At 69.8% G+C, this 15912-nt stretch carries 14 protein-coding genes; all 14 read left to right on the forward strand.

The window, feature by feature from the left end:
- Window positions 1-80: 80 nt before the first annotated feature.
- Window positions 81-1040 carry a 16S rRNA (cytosine(1402)-N(4))-methyltransferase RsmH gene (gene rsmH, locus JWQ81_RS06155; protein WP_297538454.1) on the forward strand — a complete coding sequence of 320 codons (960 nt, stop codon included), beginning with the start codon at window positions 81-83 and terminating at the stop codon, window positions 1038-1040.
- Window positions 1040-1732 carry a hypothetical protein gene (locus tag JWQ81_RS06160; RefSeq protein WP_297538455.1) on the forward strand — a complete coding sequence of 231 codons (693 nt, stop codon included), beginning with the start codon at window positions 1040-1042 and terminating at the stop codon, window positions 1730-1732. Before rsmH ends, JWQ81_RS06160 begins: the two co-directional genes overlap by 1 nt.
- Window positions 1732-3711 (forward strand): penicillin-binding protein 2, encoded by a 1980-nt coding sequence (locus JWQ81_RS06165; RefSeq protein ID WP_297538456.1) that lies wholly within the window; start codon window positions 1732-1734, stop codon window positions 3709-3711. Before JWQ81_RS06160 ends, JWQ81_RS06165 begins: the two co-directional genes overlap by 1 nt.
- Before the next feature lie 417 nt (window positions 3712-4128).
- Window positions 4129-5628 (forward strand): UDP-N-acetylmuramoyl-L-alanyl-D-glutamate--2,6-diaminopimelate ligase, encoded by a 1500-nt coding sequence (locus JWQ81_RS06170; RefSeq protein ID WP_297538531.1) that lies wholly within the window; start codon window positions 4129-4131, stop codon window positions 5626-5628.
- Window positions 5625-7127: a UDP-N-acetylmuramoyl-tripeptide--D-alanyl-D-alanine ligase gene (gene murF / locus JWQ81_RS06175; RefSeq protein WP_297538457.1), complete on the forward strand. Its 1503-nt coding sequence runs from the start codon at window positions 5625-5627 to the stop codon at window positions 7125-7127. The genes JWQ81_RS06170 and murF overlap by 4 nt, the downstream gene beginning before the upstream one ends.
- Window positions 7124-8206 (forward strand): phospho-N-acetylmuramoyl-pentapeptide-transferase, encoded by a 1083-nt coding sequence (gene mraY / locus JWQ81_RS06180; RefSeq protein ID WP_297538458.1) that lies wholly within the window; start codon window positions 7124-7126, stop codon window positions 8204-8206. Before murF ends, mraY begins: the two co-directional genes overlap by 4 nt.
- A gap of 3 nt (window positions 8207-8209) precedes the next feature.
- The gene (gene murD / locus JWQ81_RS06185; RefSeq protein ID WP_297538459.1) at window positions 8210-9619 is read left to right on the forward strand and encodes a UDP-N-acetylmuramoyl-L-alanine--D-glutamate ligase; all 1410 of its coding nucleotides are present in this window, start codon (window positions 8210-8212) and stop codon (window positions 9617-9619) included.
- Window positions 9606-11129 (forward strand): putative lipid II flippase FtsW, encoded by a 1524-nt coding sequence (ftsW, locus tag JWQ81_RS06190; RefSeq protein ID WP_297538460.1) that lies wholly within the window; start codon window positions 9606-9608, stop codon window positions 11127-11129. Before murD ends, ftsW begins: the two co-directional genes overlap by 14 nt.
- A complete protein-coding gene (gene murG / locus JWQ81_RS06195; protein WP_297538462.1) occupies window positions 11126-12250 on the forward strand; it encodes an undecaprenyldiphospho-muramoylpentapeptide beta-N-acetylglucosaminyltransferase in 1125 nt (374 codons plus the stop codon). Before ftsW ends, murG begins: the two co-directional genes overlap by 4 nt.
- Window positions 12243-13664, forward strand: coding sequence for a UDP-N-acetylmuramate--L-alanine ligase (gene murC / locus JWQ81_RS06200; protein WP_297538464.1), 1422 nt, complete (start codon window positions 12243-12245; stop codon window positions 13662-13664). The genes murG and murC overlap by 8 nt, the downstream gene beginning before the upstream one ends.
- 4 nt (window positions 13665-13668) lie before the next feature.
- The gene (locus JWQ81_RS06205; RefSeq protein ID WP_297538466.1) at window positions 13669-14502 is read left to right on the forward strand and encodes an FtsQ-type POTRA domain-containing protein; all 834 of its coding nucleotides are present in this window, start codon (window positions 13669-13671) and stop codon (window positions 14500-14502) included.
- Window positions 14503-14683: 181 nt separating this feature from the next.
- Window positions 14684-15079 (forward strand): DUF6879 family protein, encoded by a 396-nt coding sequence (locus tag JWQ81_RS06210; RefSeq protein ID WP_297538468.1) that lies wholly within the window; start codon window positions 14684-14686, stop codon window positions 15077-15079.
- Between the two features lie 260 nt (window positions 15080-15339).
- Window positions 15340-15534 (forward strand): hypothetical protein, encoded by a 195-nt coding sequence (locus JWQ81_RS06215; RefSeq protein ID WP_297538470.1) that lies wholly within the window; start codon window positions 15340-15342, stop codon window positions 15532-15534.
- Window positions 15527-15874: a hypothetical protein gene (locus JWQ81_RS06220; protein ID WP_297538472.1), complete on the forward strand. Its 348-nt coding sequence runs from the start codon at window positions 15527-15529 to the stop codon at window positions 15872-15874. Before JWQ81_RS06215 ends, JWQ81_RS06220 begins: the two co-directional genes overlap by 8 nt.
- The last annotated feature ends 38 nt before the right edge of the window (window positions 15875-15912 follow it).

The raw sequence follows: 15912 nt of genomic DNA on the forward strand, positions 1-15912 counted from the left end.
GCACCAGGTTCCTAGCGGGCGGGCAGGGACCTGACGGCATCCGCGATCTTGTTTGGAGAGTGTTGAGAGGGGGTTCGGCCATGGCACCAGAGCACGTACCGGTTCTGCTGGACCGCATCCTCGAGCTGTTCGAACCCGTTTTCGGGAGCGCGGGCGAAGATGACCGGGTCCTCGTCGACGCGACCGTGGGTCTCGGCGGCCATTCCGACGCGCTGCTGAGCGCGTACCCGGGGATGCGGCTCATCGCGCTGGACCGTGACCCCTCCGCGTTGGAGAAGTCCGCGGAGCGGCTGGCCCGCCACGGCGACCGCGTCCGGTTCGTCCACGCGCGCTACGACGAGATGCCCGGGGTGCTGGCCGAGCTCGGCCTGTCCCGGGTGCACGGGATCCTGTTCGACCTCGGGGTGTCGTCGATGCAGCTGGACCGCGCCGAGCGCGGCTTCGCGTACTCGAAGGACGCGCCGCTCGACATGCGGATGGACCCGACCACCGGCATCACCGCGGCCGAGGTCCTCAACACGTACCCGCCCGGCGAGATCGTCCGCATCCTGCGTGAGTACGGCGAAGAGCGCTTCGCGACGCGGATCGTGAAGAAGGTCGTCGCCGAACGCGCTCGCGAGCCGTTCACCGACAGCGGGCGGCTCGTCGAGCTGCTCTACAACGCCGTGCCCGCGGCCAGCCGCCGCACCGGCGGACACCCGGCCAAGCGCACCTTCCAGGCGCTCCGGATCGAGGTCAACGGCGAGCTCGACAGCCTTCGCGACGCGATGCCCGGCGCGCTGGGCGTGCTCGGGATGGGCGGGCGCATCGTCATCGAGTCGTATCAGTCCCTGGAGGACAGGCTGGTCAAGCAGGCACTGGCCGGGCTGATCAAATCCCGTACCCCCGAGGGGCTCCCGGTGGAGCTGCCCGGGCACGGACCCCAGCTGAAGATGCTGACCAGAGGAGCCGAGAAGGCCGGCGAGACCGAAACCGAGCACAACCCGCGGGCCGCGTCGGTTCGGCTCCGCGCGGCCGAGCGAATCGGAAAGGCAGTCTGATGTCCGCCCCCACCAGGTCACGGACCCAGCGATCCGGCGCCGCCACCGCCCGCGCCCGGACGAAGACCGCGGAGGTGGCCCCCGAAGACGTTCCCGAGGAGTCACCGCAGCCCGCGGCGCCTTCGTACGCGCCACGCCGGGGCACCCGCGCCGGTCGGTCCACCGCGGCCGAGCGCGCCTACGCCCGCCGCGCCCAGCGTGTCGAGCTCATGAAGCGCGAGCAGGATCCCGAAGCCGCGGCCAAGCCCGCGGCGAAGGCGAAGAAGTCGAAGTGGCCCAGCTCGCGGGCTTCGTTCGTGCTGATGATGATGGGCCTGCTGGTCGCCGGTGTGGTGGCCACGCTGTGGCTGTCCACTCAGGCCATCGCCGATTCGTACCGCCTCGAGCAGCTCCGTGGGGACAACTCGAAGATGGCCGAGCAGGTCGACTCCCTGCAGCGCGACGTCACGAAGCAGGATTCGGCGTCCCAGCTGGCGCAGCGGGCACAGGCCCTCGGCATGGTGCCCGGCGGCGACCCCGCCCGCCTCGTGGTCGGCAAGGACGGCTCGATCACCGTCGTCGGCGATCCGCAGAAGGCCAAGGGCGATCCGCCGTCCACCCAGCCCGTTCCGCAGGCCCCGGCGGCACCCGGAACCCAGCAGGGGCCGGTCGAAGGCGACCAGCCGGCCGTACCCGCGAACGGAGGCAACTGATGCCCGCGAGGCCGACCGGACGCGCCGTGCCGCCCGCTCGTCGTGACCGGTCGACGGCCAGGCGAACCTATGCCGCCGGAACCCGCAAGGCCACCGCGAAACGCGGCAACGGCGGAACGCGCAGCCGGTTCTCGGTGGTACGCGTCGGCCTCGTCGCGATCATGGTCGTGGCCGGGCTGAAACTGGTGCAGGTACAAGGTTTCGACGCCGCCACGCTGTCCGCGGCGGCCGAGCAGCAGCGGGCGACGCTGATCGAGATCCCCGCGCAGCGCGGGTCCATCCTCGACCGCAACGGCAACAAGCTGGCGTTCAGCGTGGATACCCGCACGCTGTCGATCAACCTCCGCCTCGAGCACAAGACCTGGGACAACTACGCGGTCCAGAACCCGAAGCTGGTCAACAAGAACCGCGCCGACGGCGTCGACTTCGAGACGCGGGTGGCAGCGATGGCGAAGTACATCGCGCCCAAGATCGCGAACGCCGACAAACTGCAAGGCCGCGTCACCGAGCAGGAGCTGCTCGACGACTTCCACAAGACGCAGAGCTTCACCTACCTCGTGGACTTCGTCGACCCGTCGGTGGCCGCCGACATCGTCGCGAAGTTCCCCGAGATCGCCGTCGAAAAGCGCTCGGCGAGGGACTATCCGGGCGGCTCGCTCGCGTCGAACATCGTCGGCGTGGCGACCTGGCGGATGGACGACCCCGCGGTGTCCAAGCACAACCTGCACGGCCGGGTCGGGCTCGAGCTGTCCAGGGACAACGACCTGGCCGGGACCCCAGGCCAGCAGTGGGTCAACACCGCGCAGGACAACAACAACCTGGTCATCCCGAACACCCAGCGCGACGTCCAGCCCGCGACCGCCGGGTCCGACCTCAAGCTCACCATCGACTCGGACCTGCAGTACGACCTGCAGAGCAAGCTGACGGCCTACGTCGCGCTCTCGCACGCCAAGGGCGGCAGCGCGGTGATCATGGACTCGAAGACCGGCGAGGTCTACGCGCTGGCCAACGACCAGACCTTCGACCCGGACGACCTCGCCCACGCCACGCCCGAGATGATGAGTAACCCGGCGGTGACCAGCCCCTACGAACCGGGCTCGGTCAACAAGGTCATCACCGCCACCGGGTCCATCGACAGCGGTATCGCGACCCCCCAGTCCACCATCTCCGTCCCGGGGCAGCTGCAGGTCGGCGACAAGACCGTGCACGACGCCTGGACCCACCCGACCCAGACCTTCACCACCACCGGCGTCTTCGCGAAGTCGTCGAACATCGGCACCCTGGAACTCGCGCAGAAGCTCGGCCCGGACCGGTTCATGGACCTGGTGGGCAAGTTCGGCCTCGGCCAGCGCACCGGCGTCGGCCTGCCCGGTGAGAGCGCGGGTTCCGTACCCGCGCGGCAGCAGTGGTCGGGCACCACCTTCGGGAACCTGCCGATCGGCCAGGGCCTGTCGATGACCGTGCTGCAGATGGCCGGCATGTACCAGGCCATCGCCAACGACGGCCTGCGCGTTCCGCCCCGGATCATCTCCGGGGAGACCCGCCCCGACGGCACCTGGGTCCCCGAGCCGGCGCCCGCGCCGGTGCGCGTGGTGAGCCCGCAGACGGCCAAGACGGTCCGCGACATGATGCGCGCGGTCACCCAACACGGCAAGGGCCTCAACAACGGCACCGCCACCACCGCGGCGCTCGAGGGCTACCAGATCTCCGGCAAGACCGGCACCGCGCAGCAGGTCGACCCGCGGACCAAGGCCTACAGCGACCACCTGTACAACATCACCTTCGCCGGGATCCTGCCCGCGGACCACCCGCGGTTCGTCGTCGGCATCCGGCTCGACGCGCCGGACACGACGCTGCAGGTGGGCGATTCGGCCGCGCCGCTGTTCCACGACATCGCGTCGTACCTCACCCAGCGCTACCAGATCCCGCTGTCCGACGGCCCGACGCCCGTCGTCCCCCTGGTCGTCAGCACGCCTTAGTCCTGGCGGATTCCGGCGGTGCGCGGGCTTCGCGGACCCCTCGGGGCCACCCCTGTGGCGTTCAACGCCACAGGGGTGGCCCCGAGGGCACGCCGCGACGTCACGCCAGCCCCAGGAACGCCGACGCCGCAGGGCAACCGGCGAATTCCCTGCCCTTCACGGCGGACACACCTCGAGCGCTTTCGCTGCCGCGTCCGGTTTTTCGTTGGTGGACAGTCCTTTCAGGATTCCCCCAATACCACGGCGGAGATCACCCGGCGAACACGCAGTACCGCCTTCGGGTACCGGATCCCGTCGCCGGTAACCTCCCGTCCTGTGCCTGTCAACAACGACGGGCCTGGCACCTCGGGTGCGCAGGTCCCGGACAGCCCGGTGAAGGCCGTCGCCGCACCACCACGACCGGTCCGGATCGAGCCGATGCCGCTCGCGACCCTGGTCGCCCGTGCCGACGCGCGGCTCATCGCCGACCCCGGAAACCATGCCGACCTCGTGGTCACCGGGGCGACGCTGCGCGCCCAGCACGTGCTCCCCGGTGATCTGTTCGCCGCGCTCCCCGGGGCCAGGGCGCACGGAGCCGATTTCGCGGACCAGGCGATCGCCGCCGGGGCCGCCGCGGTGCTCACCGACGAGGCGGGGGCCGCCCGGCCCGCGCTGGCGTCGTCCGGGGTCCCGATCCTGGTGCACCCGGACCCCCGCGCCGTGCTCGGTTCGATGGCCGCCTGGATTTACGGCGAGCCGTCGCTGAAGCTGTCCGTGCTGGGCGTGACAGGCACCTCCGGCAAGACCACGACGGCGTACCTGATCGACGCCGCGCTGCGGGCCGCCGGCCGCACCACGGGCTTGATCGGCACCGTCGAGACCCGTATCGCCGGCGAGCGGCTCCCCAGCGGCTTCACCACGCCCGAGGCGCCGGACCTGCAGGCGCTGTTCGCGGTGATGGCCGAGCAGGGCGTCACGCACGTGACGATGGAGGTGTCCAGCCACGCGCTGGCGCTGGGCCGGGTCAACGGCACGCGCTTCGCCGCCGGCGGGTTCACCAACCTCTCGCAGGACCACCTGGACTTCCATCACGACATGGAGCAGTACTTCGCCGCCAAGGCGCTGCTGTTCGACGGCCGCTCGACCACCGAGGTCGTGGTCGTCGACAACGCGTGGGGCCAGGCGCTGGTCACCCCGCACACGGTCACGGTGTCCATCGAGCCCGGCACCGACGCGACGTGGCAGGCGACGGACCTGCTCAGCACCCCGACCGGGGAGCAGACGTTCGTCCTGCACGGCCCCGGCGGCCGGTCGGCGGCGGCGAAGATCCCGCTGCCCGGCACGTTCAACGTCGCCAACGCGACGCTCGCCGCGGCGATCCTCGACACAGCGGGCGTGTCGATCGAGGACACCGTCGCCGGGCTCGCCGACGTGCAGGTGCCCGGCCGGATGGAGCGCGTCTACCTCGGCCAGTCGTTCACCGCGGTCGTCGACTACGCCCACAAGCCCGCCGCGGTGGCGCAGGGGCTGGACGCGCTGCGGGCCCGCGCCGACGGCAAGGTCATCACCGTGCTCGGCTGTGGCGGCGACCGCGACACCGGCAAGCGGCCGATGATGGGCGAAGCCGCGGTCCGCCGCAGCGAGGTACTGATCGTCACCGACGACAACCCGCGCTCGGAGGACCCCGCGGCCATCCGCGCCGCGATGCTCGCCGGCGCCCGCTCGGTCGGTCCCGCCGCGGGCGGCGAGATCATCGAGATCGGCGACCGCCGCGCCGCGATCATCCGTGCCGTCGAGCTCGCCGAGCCCGGCGATGTCGTGCTCATCGCCGGCAAGGGACACGAGAGCGGCCAGGAGATCGCCGGGATCGTGCACCCCTTCTCCGACCGCGACGAACTGGCCGCGGCCATCCGGAACAGACTCGAGGTGACCGTGTGATCGTGTTGAGCCTGGCCGAGATCGCCGCCGTCGTCGGCGGCAGGCTGCACCGGACCGATGGGAGCCCGCTCGTCACGGCCACCGTCGAGTTCGACACCCGCGAGGTGACGCCGGGAGGCCTGTTCCTGGCGCTGCCTGGTGAGCGCGTCGACGGCCACGACTTCGCCGCCCGCGCGATCGAGGCGGGCGCGGTGGGCGTCCTCGCCGCGCGCGAGGTCGACGCTCCGTCGATCATCGTGCCGCCGCTCGCCGACGGGCAGGCGCACGAACGTTCGGTCGCGTTGACCGGGGACGCCGACGGCGCCGGGGCCGCTGTCCTCGCCGCGCTCGGGAAACTCGCCCGCCACGTCGTGACCACGTTGTCGGCCGACGGCCTGACGGTCATCGGGGTGACCGGGTCCTCCGGCAAGACCTCCACCAAGGACCTCATCGCCCAGCTGCTGGAGCCGCTCGGCCCCACGGTCGCGCCGCCCGGGTCGTTCAACAACGAGCTGGGCCACCCGTGGACGGCGTTGCGTGCCGACGCCGACACCCGCCACCTCGTGCTCGAGCTGTCCGCGCGCGGACCCGGCCACATCGCCGAGCTCGCCGCCATCGCCCCGCCGCGCATCGGCGTGGTGCTCAACGTCGGCAGCGCGCACGTGGGTGAGTTCGGCTCGCGCGAGGGCATCGCCAAGACGAAGGGCGAGCTGGTCGAGGCGCTCCCCGAAGATGGGGTTGCCGTGCTGAACCTCGACGACGCACTGGTCGCCGCCATGGCGAGCCGGACGCGGGCGAGGGTCGTCGGGGTGGGGGAGAACCCCGCCGCGCAGGTGCGCGCGGCCGACGTCACGCTCGACGAGCAGGCCAGGCCGTCGTTCCGGCTGATCACCCCCGCCGGGGAAGCCCCCGTCACGCTGCCGCTGCACGGTGAGCACCAGGTCGGCAACGCGCTGTCCGCGGCCGCTGTCGCCCTGGAGCTGGGTTCGACGGTCGAGGAGGTCGCGGCGCGGCTTTCGGCCGTCCAGCGCCGCTCCGAGCGCCGCATGGAGGTCACCACCCGCGCCGACGGGGTCACCGTCCTCAACGATTCCTACAACGCCAACCCGGAGTCGGTCCGCGCCGCGCTCAAGACGCTGGCGTCGATGACCACGCAGTCCACCGGCCGCCGTTCGTGGGCCGTGCTGGGGGTCATGGGCGAGCTCGGGGACGACAGCGTGGCCGCCCACGACGGCATCGGCAGGCTCGCCGTCCGTCTCAACATCAGCCGTCTCGTGGTCGTCGGCGGCGAAGGATCCGATGTCGAACCCATGCACCTGGGAGCCGCTCACGAGGGCTCCTGGGGCGAGGAGTCGATCCTGGTACCCGATACCGAGGCCGCCATCGCCCTGCTGAATGATCAGCTGCAACCCGAGGATGTCGTCTTGGTCAAAGCTTCCAAGGTCGCCCGACTGTGGCGGGTGGCCGACGCGCTCCTCGCCACTTCCGCCCACGAACCTTCGAACGGTGGTGACGCGTGATCAGCATCCTGATCGGGGCCGGGGCGGCCCTGCTGGTCTCCATCCTCCTCACGCCTTACCTGATCCGGGTGTTCTCCCGGCAGGGCTTCGGCCAGGAGATCCGTGAAGAGGGCCCGGCGGGCCACAAGTCCAAGCGCGGCACACCCACCATGGGCGGCGTCGCGATCATCACCGCGATGGTCATCGGCTACTTCGTGGCCCACCTGATCAACTGGATGGGCAACTCGCACAACAGCGGGCCGTCGGTGTCCGGGCTGCTGGTGCTCTTCCTCGCGGTCGCGCTGGGGCTCGTCGGCTTCCTCGACGACTTCATCAAGATCCGCAAGCAGCGCAACCTCGGCCTGAACAAGACCGCGAAGCTGGTCGGCCAGCTCGTCGTCACCATCGTGTTCGCGGTGCTGGCACTCAACTTCGCCGACTCGCGCGGGCTCACCCCGGCGTCGCAGAACCTGTCCTACGTCCGCGACCTGACGCTGATCGCGTTCCCGTCGATCGTCTTCGTGATCTTCTGCTACGTGGTGATTTCCGGCTGGTCGAACGCGGTCAACTTCACCGACGGCCTCGACGGGCTCGCCGGCGGCGCTTCGGCGATGGTCCTGGCCACCTACGTGGTGATCTCGTTCTGGCAGGCCAGGCTCAGCTGCTCGGACTCGCCGCAGCAGGCCTGCTACAACGTGCGCGATCCGCTGGACCTGGCCGTGGTCGCGGCCGCCGCCACCGGGGCCTGTGTCGGTTTCCTGTGGTGGAACGCCGCGCCGGCCAAGATCTTCATGGGTGACACCGGCTCGCTGGCACTCGGCGGCCTGGTCGCCGGGCTGTCGATGACCACCCGCACCGAACTGCTCGCCATCGTCATCGGCGGCCTGTTCATGGTCGAGATGATCTCGGTGCTCGCCCAGATCGCGGTCTTCCGGACGACCAGGCGAAGGCTGTTCCGGATGGCGCCGTTCCATCATCACTTCGAACTCGCCGGGTGGGCGGAAACCACTGTGATCATCAGATTCTGGCTACTGTCCGGAATCTGCTGCATGTTCGGGCTCGGCCTGTTCTACAGCGAGCAACTCGGCGTCGGGGGTTAGGTCGTGGAGCTCGCCGGAGGTCAGGTACTCGTCGCGGGAGCCGGGGTCACCGGCAGGCCGGTGGCCGTCGCGCTGGCCGGGATGGGCGCCAGGGTCACCCTGACCGACGGGAACGCCGAACGCCTCGCCGAGCTCTCCGACCTGCTGGTCCTCGGGGTCGCGCTGGTGCCGGGACTCGCCGAACCGCCCGCGGGTACCACCTTGGTCGTCACCAGCCCCGGTTGGCGACCGTCGTCGCCGCTGCTTGTCGCCGCGGCGGAGGCGGGCATCGAGGTGATCGGCGATGTCGAGTTCGCCTGGCGGGTCGGCCAGGAGCGGGAGAACCCGCCTGCCTGGCTGGCGATCACCGGGACCAACGGCAAGACCACCACTGTCGGCATGCTGGAGTCGATACTCCGCGCGGCCGGGGTCGACGCCGTGGCCTGCGGAAACATCGGGTACTCGGTGCTGGACGCGGTGCTCGCCGGGCACGAGGCGCTGGCCGTGGAGCTGTCCAGCTTCCAGCTGCACTGGTCGCGCACGCTCGCCCCGAAGGCGTCGGTGGTGCTCAACCTGGCCGAGGACCACATCGACTGGCACGGCTCGATGGCGGAGTACGCGGCGGCCAAGGGCAAGATCCACGCCCGGTCGGAGACCGTGGTGCACAACCTTGCCGACGAGTGGTCCACCCGGCTGGCCGACGAGAACGCGCCCGCCGAGGCACGGCACGTCGCGTTCGGGCTCGGCACTCCCCGCCCCGGCGAGCTGGGCCTGGTCGAAGAACTGCTGGTCGACAGGGCTTTTGTCGACGACCCGGCACGCAACGCCGATGAGCTGGCCGAGCTGGGCGACGTTCGCCCGCCCGGTCCGCACAACGTGTCCAACGCCCTCGCCGCGGCCGCGCTGGCCCGCGCGTACGGCGTCGACCCGGCGGCCGTGGCCAAGGGACTGCGCGACTACCAACCCGGCCCGCACCGCGCGGTCCTGGTGGGCGAGGCGGGCGGCGTCCGGTACATCAACGATTCGAAGGCCACCAACCCGCACGCTGCCGCCGGCTCGCTGCGCGCGCACGCCGACGTGGTGTGGATCGCCGGCGGCCAGCTCAAGGGCGCGTCGGTCGAGGAATTGGTCGCGTCGATCGCTGGCAGGCTGCGCGGGGTTGTGCTACTCGGGGTGGATTCACCCGTGATCGCCGCCGCTGTTGCGCGACACGCCCCGGATGTACCCGTCCGAGAGCTCCATCCGGGTGACGATGACCCCATGACTGCGGCGGTGAGTGCGGCCAGCGCGATGGCGCGTCCTGGCGATGTCGTGCTGCTCGCCCCCGCCGCGGCGTCGCTGGACATGTTCGACAACTACATGCGGCGCGGTGACGCGTTCGCGGAGGCTGTCGGTGTCCTCGTCGCGGGGGAGCAGCCCAGTGACGGCGGTTGACGAGGACCGGACGAGCCGTACCGGTGCCGAGCGGGAACGCCCGCAGCGGAGACGTCGCGAGCGCACCGAGCGCGGGTTCTCCGCGATCCGCACCGGGCTGACGGCGTGGCTGTCCCGCCCGCTCGCGTCGTTCCACCTGGTGCTGGCGCTGACCGGGCTGCTGACCGTACTCGGCATCGTCATGGTGCTTTCGGCCTCGTCGGTGTCCTCGTTGGATCCGAAAACCGGCTCCGGCGTCTACTCGCTGTTCAAGAAGCACGTCCTGTTCGTCGGGATCGGCTGTGTGGTGTTCTGGATCGGCTTGCGGGTCCCGCTCAAGCACTTCCGGCGGCTCTCCCCGACGGCGATGGTCGGCAGCCTCGGCCTGCTGCTGCTGGTGCTGACCCCGCTTGGCTCCAACATCAACGGCTCGCAGGGCTGGTTCAAGCTCGGGCTGTTCTCGTTCCAGCCGGTCGAGGTCGGCAAGGTCGCGCTGGCCCTGTGGGGCGCGCACATCCTGGTCACGAAGAACGCCGTGATCCACCAGTGGCGGCATCTGCTGGTCCCGGTCGTCCCGGCCGCGCTGCTGATGTTCGCGCTGGTCATGGCCGAGCCGGACCTCGGCGCGACGGTCACCCTCGCGGTCGTGCTGCTGGCGCTGCTGTGGTTCTCCGGCGCGCCCAAACGGCTGTTCGGCGTGGTACTGGCGGGTGGGCTGGCCGGGGTGCTGGTGCTGGCGCTGATCTCGCCGTACCGGCTCGCGCGGGTGCTGTCGTTCCTGTCCCCGGACACCGACATCAAGGGCGCGGCGTACCAGGCGACGCAGGCGAAGTACGCGCTCGCCGACGGCGGCCTGTTCGGCATGGGGCTCGGCCAGGGCCAGTCGAACTGGGGATACCTGCCCAACGTGCAGAACGACTTCATCTTCGCGCTGATCGGCGAGGAGCTCGGGTTCGTCGGCTGCCTGGTGGTGCTCGGGCTGTTCGCCGGGGTCGCCATCGTCGGCCTGCGTATCGCGACCCGCAACCTCGACCCGTGGATCCGGATCGTGGCGGGCACGCTGACGGTCTTCCTGGTCTCGCAGGCCGCCATCAACATCGGGTACGTCGTGGGGCTGCTGCCGGTCACCGGGGTGACGCTGCCGCTGATCTCCTACGGCGGCACCTCGCTGGTGATCACCATGCTCATCATGGGGATACTGGCCAACGCCGCCCGCCACGAACCGGAGGCGGTGGCCGCGTTGCGTTCACAGGGGCCGGGTAAGTTCGGACGCCTGCTCTGGCTGCCCGCGCCGGACCCGTACCGCCCACCGGCCAAACGCAAGAGCCCGACCGGCCGCGGCGGCGCGTCGAAGGCCGCGGCCCGGCCCGCGCCGCGGTCCGCGCGGCCCGCTCCCGCCCAGGAGCGTCGCCGGTCGGTCCGCGAGCCGAGCAGGAGATCCACCGCGGCCCGGGGCGCAGCCGTCCGGGGCACAGGTACTCGCGGGAGCACGCCCAAGCGCGCTCCCGCACCACGGAGAGGGAATTGGTGAGTAAGCCCGTCAAGGGGTCCGACGCCGCGCCGGCCGGTAAGTCGCCGACCATCGTCGTCGCCGGAGGTGGTACCGCCGGTCATATCGAACCGGCATTGGCGCTTGCGGACGCGGTGATGCGCCTGCGTCCCGATGCCACGGTGGTGGCGCTCGGCACCGCGCGCGGCCTGGAGACCAAGCTGGTCCCGGCGCGCGGGTACCCGCTCGAACTGATCCCGCCGGTACCGATGCCGCGCAAGGCGACGCCCGAACTGCTGCGCCTGCCGCTCAAGGTCCGTGACTCCGTGAAGCGCACCCGCGAGGTGCTTGAGCGGGTCGGCGCCGACGTCGTCGTCGGGTTCGGCGGCTACGTCGCCCTGCCCGCGTACCTCGCGGCGCGCGGCCGCGTGCCGATCGTCGTCCACGAAGCCAACAAGTCGCCGGGGCTGGCCAACAAGGTCGGCGCGCGGTTCGCGAAGCGCGTTGCGGTCGCCACCCCGGGCACTCCGCTGCCCGGGGCCGAGGTCGTCGGCATTCCGCTGCGGCGGTCGATCACCACACTGGACAGGGCGGCGTTGCGGGCAGAGGCACGCGAGTTCTTCGGGCTGGACCCGGACGCGCCGACGCTGCTGGTGTTCGGCGGTTCCCAAGGGGCGCAGTCGATCAACAGCGCGGTGTCCGGTGCGGCCAAGGAACTCGCGGAGGCCGGCATCGGCGTGCTGCACGCCCACGGGCCCAAGAACACGTTGGTGGTCCAGGAGTTCCCGGACCGGCCCGCGTACATTCCGGTGCCCTACCTCGAACGCATGGATCTGGCGTACGCGGCTGCCGACGTCGTCGTCTGCCGGTCCGGCGCGATGACGGCCGCGGAGGTGTCCGCGGTCGGGCTGCCCGCGTTCTTCGTCCCGCTGCCGCACGGCAACGGGGAACAGGCCGTCAACGCCCAACCTGCAGTCGATGCCGGTTCGGCCTACATCATCCCCGACGGCGAACTGACTCCGGCGAAGATCGCCGAGCTGGTCGTCCCGCTGGTCGTCGACGCCGATCGGGTCGCGAAGATGAGCGCGGCCGCGGTCGGGCTCGGCCACCGCGAGGCGGACGAAGTGCTCGCAAGGATCGTTCTGGAGGTCGCAGGTGTCTGAGACCGCTGAGCTACCGCCGGTGTTACGGCGGGCGCACCTGATCGGCATCGGGGGCGCGGGCATGAGCGGCATCGCGCGCATCCTGCTGGCCAGGGGCGCGCAGGTGTCCGGGTCCGACGCCAAGGATTCGCGCGCGTTTTCGACGCTGCGCGGACAGGGCGCCGTGATCGTGATCGGGCAGAGCGCGGACAACCTCGACGCGTTCGACGGCGGCCCGTCCGCGGTCGTGGTGTCGACCGCGATCAAGGAGACCAACCCGGAGCTGGTGGCGGCCCGCGAGCGCGGCATCACCGTGCTGCACCGCGCGCAGGCGCTGGCGGGGCTGATGGAGGGTCACCGCGTCGCGTGCATCGCCGGGACGCACGGCAAGACATCGACGACGTCGATGCTCACCGTGGCGCTGCAGCACTGCCGGCTCGATCCGTCGTTCGCCATCGGCGGGGACCTCAACGAGTCCGGCGCGAACGCGCACCACGGTTCGGGCGGGATCTTCGTCGCGGAAGCGGACGAGAGCGACGGGTCGTTCCTGACGTACACGCCGTCGGTCGCCGTCGTGACGAACGTCGAACCGGACCACCTGGACCACCACGGCACCCCCGAGGCGTACGTCGCGGTGTTCACCGAGTTCGCCAAGCGGATCGAGCCGGGCGGTGTGCTGATCGTCTGCGGCGATGACGCGCCCGCCGCCGCAATGGCCGATCGGGCGGAGGCCGACGGGCTGCGCGTGCGGCGTTACGGCCGCACGGTGACCGGCGCCGAGGACGCCAAGGTGCTCGGCTACACGCCGGGTCCCGAGGGCGGCGTCGTCCGGATTGTCTTGCAGGGCAACGAAATCGACGTCAAGGTCGCGGTGCCCGGTGAGCACATGGCGTTGAACGCTACGGCCGCGCTGCTGGCCGGGCTCGAGCTCGGCGCACCGCTCGAAGGGCTGGCCGAAGGGCTGGCCGCGTTCGGCGGAGTGCGGCGGCGGTTCGAGTTCAAGGGCCGCGCCGACGACGTCCGCGTTTACGACGACTACGCGCATCACCCGACCGAGGTGGCCGCGCAGCTCAAGGCCGTCCGGCACGCCGCGGGGTCCGGGCGGGTCGTCGTCGTCTTCCAGCCGCACCTGTACTCGCGGACGAAGACGTTCTCGACCGAGTTCGCCGAGGCGCTTTCGCTCGCCGACGAGGTCGTCGTGCTGGACGTCTTCGGGGCCCGCGAGGAGCCGGAGCCCGGGGTCACCGGCGCGCTGATCGCGGACCAGGTCAAGGGCACTTCGGTGCACTACGAGCCCGCGTTCGACCTGGCGGTGACGCTGGCCGTGGGGCTGGTGAAACCGGGTGACCTGCTGGTCACGATGGGCGCGGGCGACGTGACGTCGCTCGGTCCCGAGATCCTCGCCGAGCTGGACCGGCGCAGCGAGCAGGGCTAGGCGGATGACGACCACGGGACAGCGTCGGCGACCGGGGGACCGTCCGGTTCCCCGGGATCGGCCTGCCCGCAGTGACGGTCTGTCGGCTCTGGAGGCGTCGCGTGCACGCCGGGGTCGACGTACGGAGACAGAGCGGAAGCAGACGGGCAAGCGACCGGAGCGGCGCAAGGAGCTGCGGCGGCGCTGGGTGGCGCTGCTGTGTGTGCTGACCGTCGTCGGCGGGGTGTACGTCCTGTACTTTACCTCGACGCTCGGCGTGCATACGGTCGACGTCGTCGGCGCGAAAAACGTTACGGCGGACCAGATTCGTGCGGTCGCGGGCGTGCCGGCGCAGGAGCCGATGCTGCGGGTGGACACCGATCAGATCCGCGACCGCGTCGCGGCCATGCCCGGGATCGCGACCGTCGACGTCTCGCGCTCGCTGCCGTCGACGGTGCAGATTTCGGTCACCGAGCGGATCGCGATCGCGTTCTTCGACAGCGGCCCCGGCGGCGACGGCTACCACCTCGTCGACGGTGGTGGGGTCGTGTTCAAAACGATCAAGGACAAGCCGTCCGGCCTGCCGGAACTGAAGCTGCCCAAGGTATCCGTGGACGACCCGGTGACCAGGGCCGTCACCGCGGTGCTCGGCATCGTCCCGCCGCAGCTGCTCAAACAGGTCACCACCGCGACCGCGAAAACCCCCGGCAGCGTCGAATTCACGTTGACCAACGGCAAAACCGTGCGCTGGGGCAACGCCGAGCAAACCGACCGCAAAGCCAAAGTCCTCGCCGCCCTGCTCACCCAAGACGGCAAGGTCTACGACGTCTCCGCCCCAGAACTCCCCACCATCTCCTAAGTGCACACGAGTTGGCGATCTGTGTACGCGAGTCCCACGTTCACGTGATCGAGTCCCACGTTGAGCATCGGCGAGTCCTACACTCGCGCGGCCGTGTCCCACGTTGACGGGTTTATGCGCACACGCGACTAGACGCTCTGTGTCCTTGTGAACACGGAGCGTCGTCGCTAGCAGGCGCAACGTGAGCTCGGATGCTGAGAAGATCTCCGGCCTGTTCCAGAACTTCGAGAGGTCCGCGTTCCGCTTGGAAATGCAGCAGACGTACACCATTCCGAGCGAGCAGGATCGCTTGAAGGCCTTCTTGGCAGGCGGGTCCCAACCGCAGAGAGACCTGCGGTGGCACGGCAATGTTGCAGCCAAGATTGCCGAGGGTAAGACCATGCCGCGCTCGAAGGTAGTGCGACGTCCGTTGAGTGACTACACTCGCTTCCTCTTTGCATGGAGCGTACCGGAGAACATCAGGGCGGGTGAGGAATACAGAATAGTCGATCTCACTGATCGCCATCTCGAGTTGCCGTCCCGAGACTTCTGGCTCTTTGACGACAAGGTTCTGCTGTTGTTGAATTTTCAGGGCTGACGGAACATTGATAAAATCGAATTCTAGTCGAAGATGAAGCTGAACTCGACCAGTGCCGCGCGTGGCGTGATCTTGCTTGGGAAAATGGCATGAGCGTCGACGAGTGGAACGTTGGCTTCTGAGTTCATTCTGTCGCACGCACTCCGCGGTGAGGATGTCGTCGGATTTCTTCACGCCGCGGCCGAGGAATTCATGCGAGAACTCGACTAAACGCGCTGCACGCTTGTCAGGGATAGGCGACGACATTTACTTTCAACCCTATGCGGATCAAAGAGATTTTCGAAGGCCGGCACAGAAGTGGTCTGCCGACTGTGCACGTCTCGAATCGGGGGACGCTGGTGTGCCAGGGGCCGGAAGTCCGCAAGGCTGACGGGTTGGTACTCGAGCCCGGAGAGCGGGCAGTCGAGTTGTCGGCGGAATTCCTGCGCGAGGTGCTGCGGGCGTTTGATGACTGAGCGGGCTCGGCCGGTTTTTCTCGGGCCGGGGGTGCGTGCGGAGGTTTACAAGTATCGCAGCGGCAGGACCGAGAGCATCTTTACCGCGCCCTACCCGGTTGAAGGTCCTACCCGAATCGCTGACCGTAACGGTTGCGAGGCGTGGGTGTTCGGGTATGCGCACTTCGTGTTCTGCTGGGTCGATGGTTCGGTGCTGGTTCAGGTGAGCCACGGAACCCTCCGCGGTCCGAAGATGCCGCTGTGGGACGACATCAAGATCACGGGAAAGTGGTCAGGACCGGCGCTCGCCTGCTTTGGTGAGGCATGGGCCGTCGACCATCGGGGAAGGTTCGGCTGGTGAACGTGGGACTCGCGGCTCTGAACGTGGGACTCGCGCGT

This window comes from Amycolatopsis sp. (assembly GCF_025464955.1).
GTDB lineage: Bacteria > Actinomycetota > Actinomycetes > Mycobacteriales > Pseudonocardiaceae > Amycolatopsis.

Bases quoted from the DNA above. Each gene is read 5' to 3' on its own strand.
- JWQ81_RS06160 (WP_297538455.1), top strand. From the start codon at position 1,040: ATGTCCGCCCCCACCAGGTCACGGACCCAGCGATCCGGCGCCGCCACC.
- JWQ81_RS06205 (WP_297538466.1), top strand. From the start codon at position 13,669: ATGACGACCACGGGACAGCGTCGGCGACCGGGGGACCGTCCGGTTCCC.
- JWQ81_RS06215 (WP_297538470.1), top strand. From the start codon at position 15,340: ATGCGGATCAAAGAGATTTTCGAAGGCCGGCACAGAAGTGGTCTGCCG.
- JWQ81_RS06165 (WP_297538456.1), top strand. From the start codon at position 1,732: ATGCCCGCGAGGCCGACCGGACGCGCCGTGCCGCCCGCTCGTCGTGAC.
- JWQ81_RS06220 (WP_297538472.1), top strand. From the start codon at position 15,527: ATGACTGAGCGGGCTCGGCCGGTTTTTCTCGGGCCGGGGGTGCGTGCG.
- rsmH (WP_297538454.1), top strand. From the start codon at position 81: ATGGCACCAGAGCACGTACCGGTTCTGCTGGACCGCATCCTCGAGCTG.
- JWQ81_RS06170 (WP_297538531.1), top strand. From the start codon at position 4,129: ATGCCGCTCGCGACCCTGGTCGCCCGTGCCGACGCGCGGCTCATCGCC.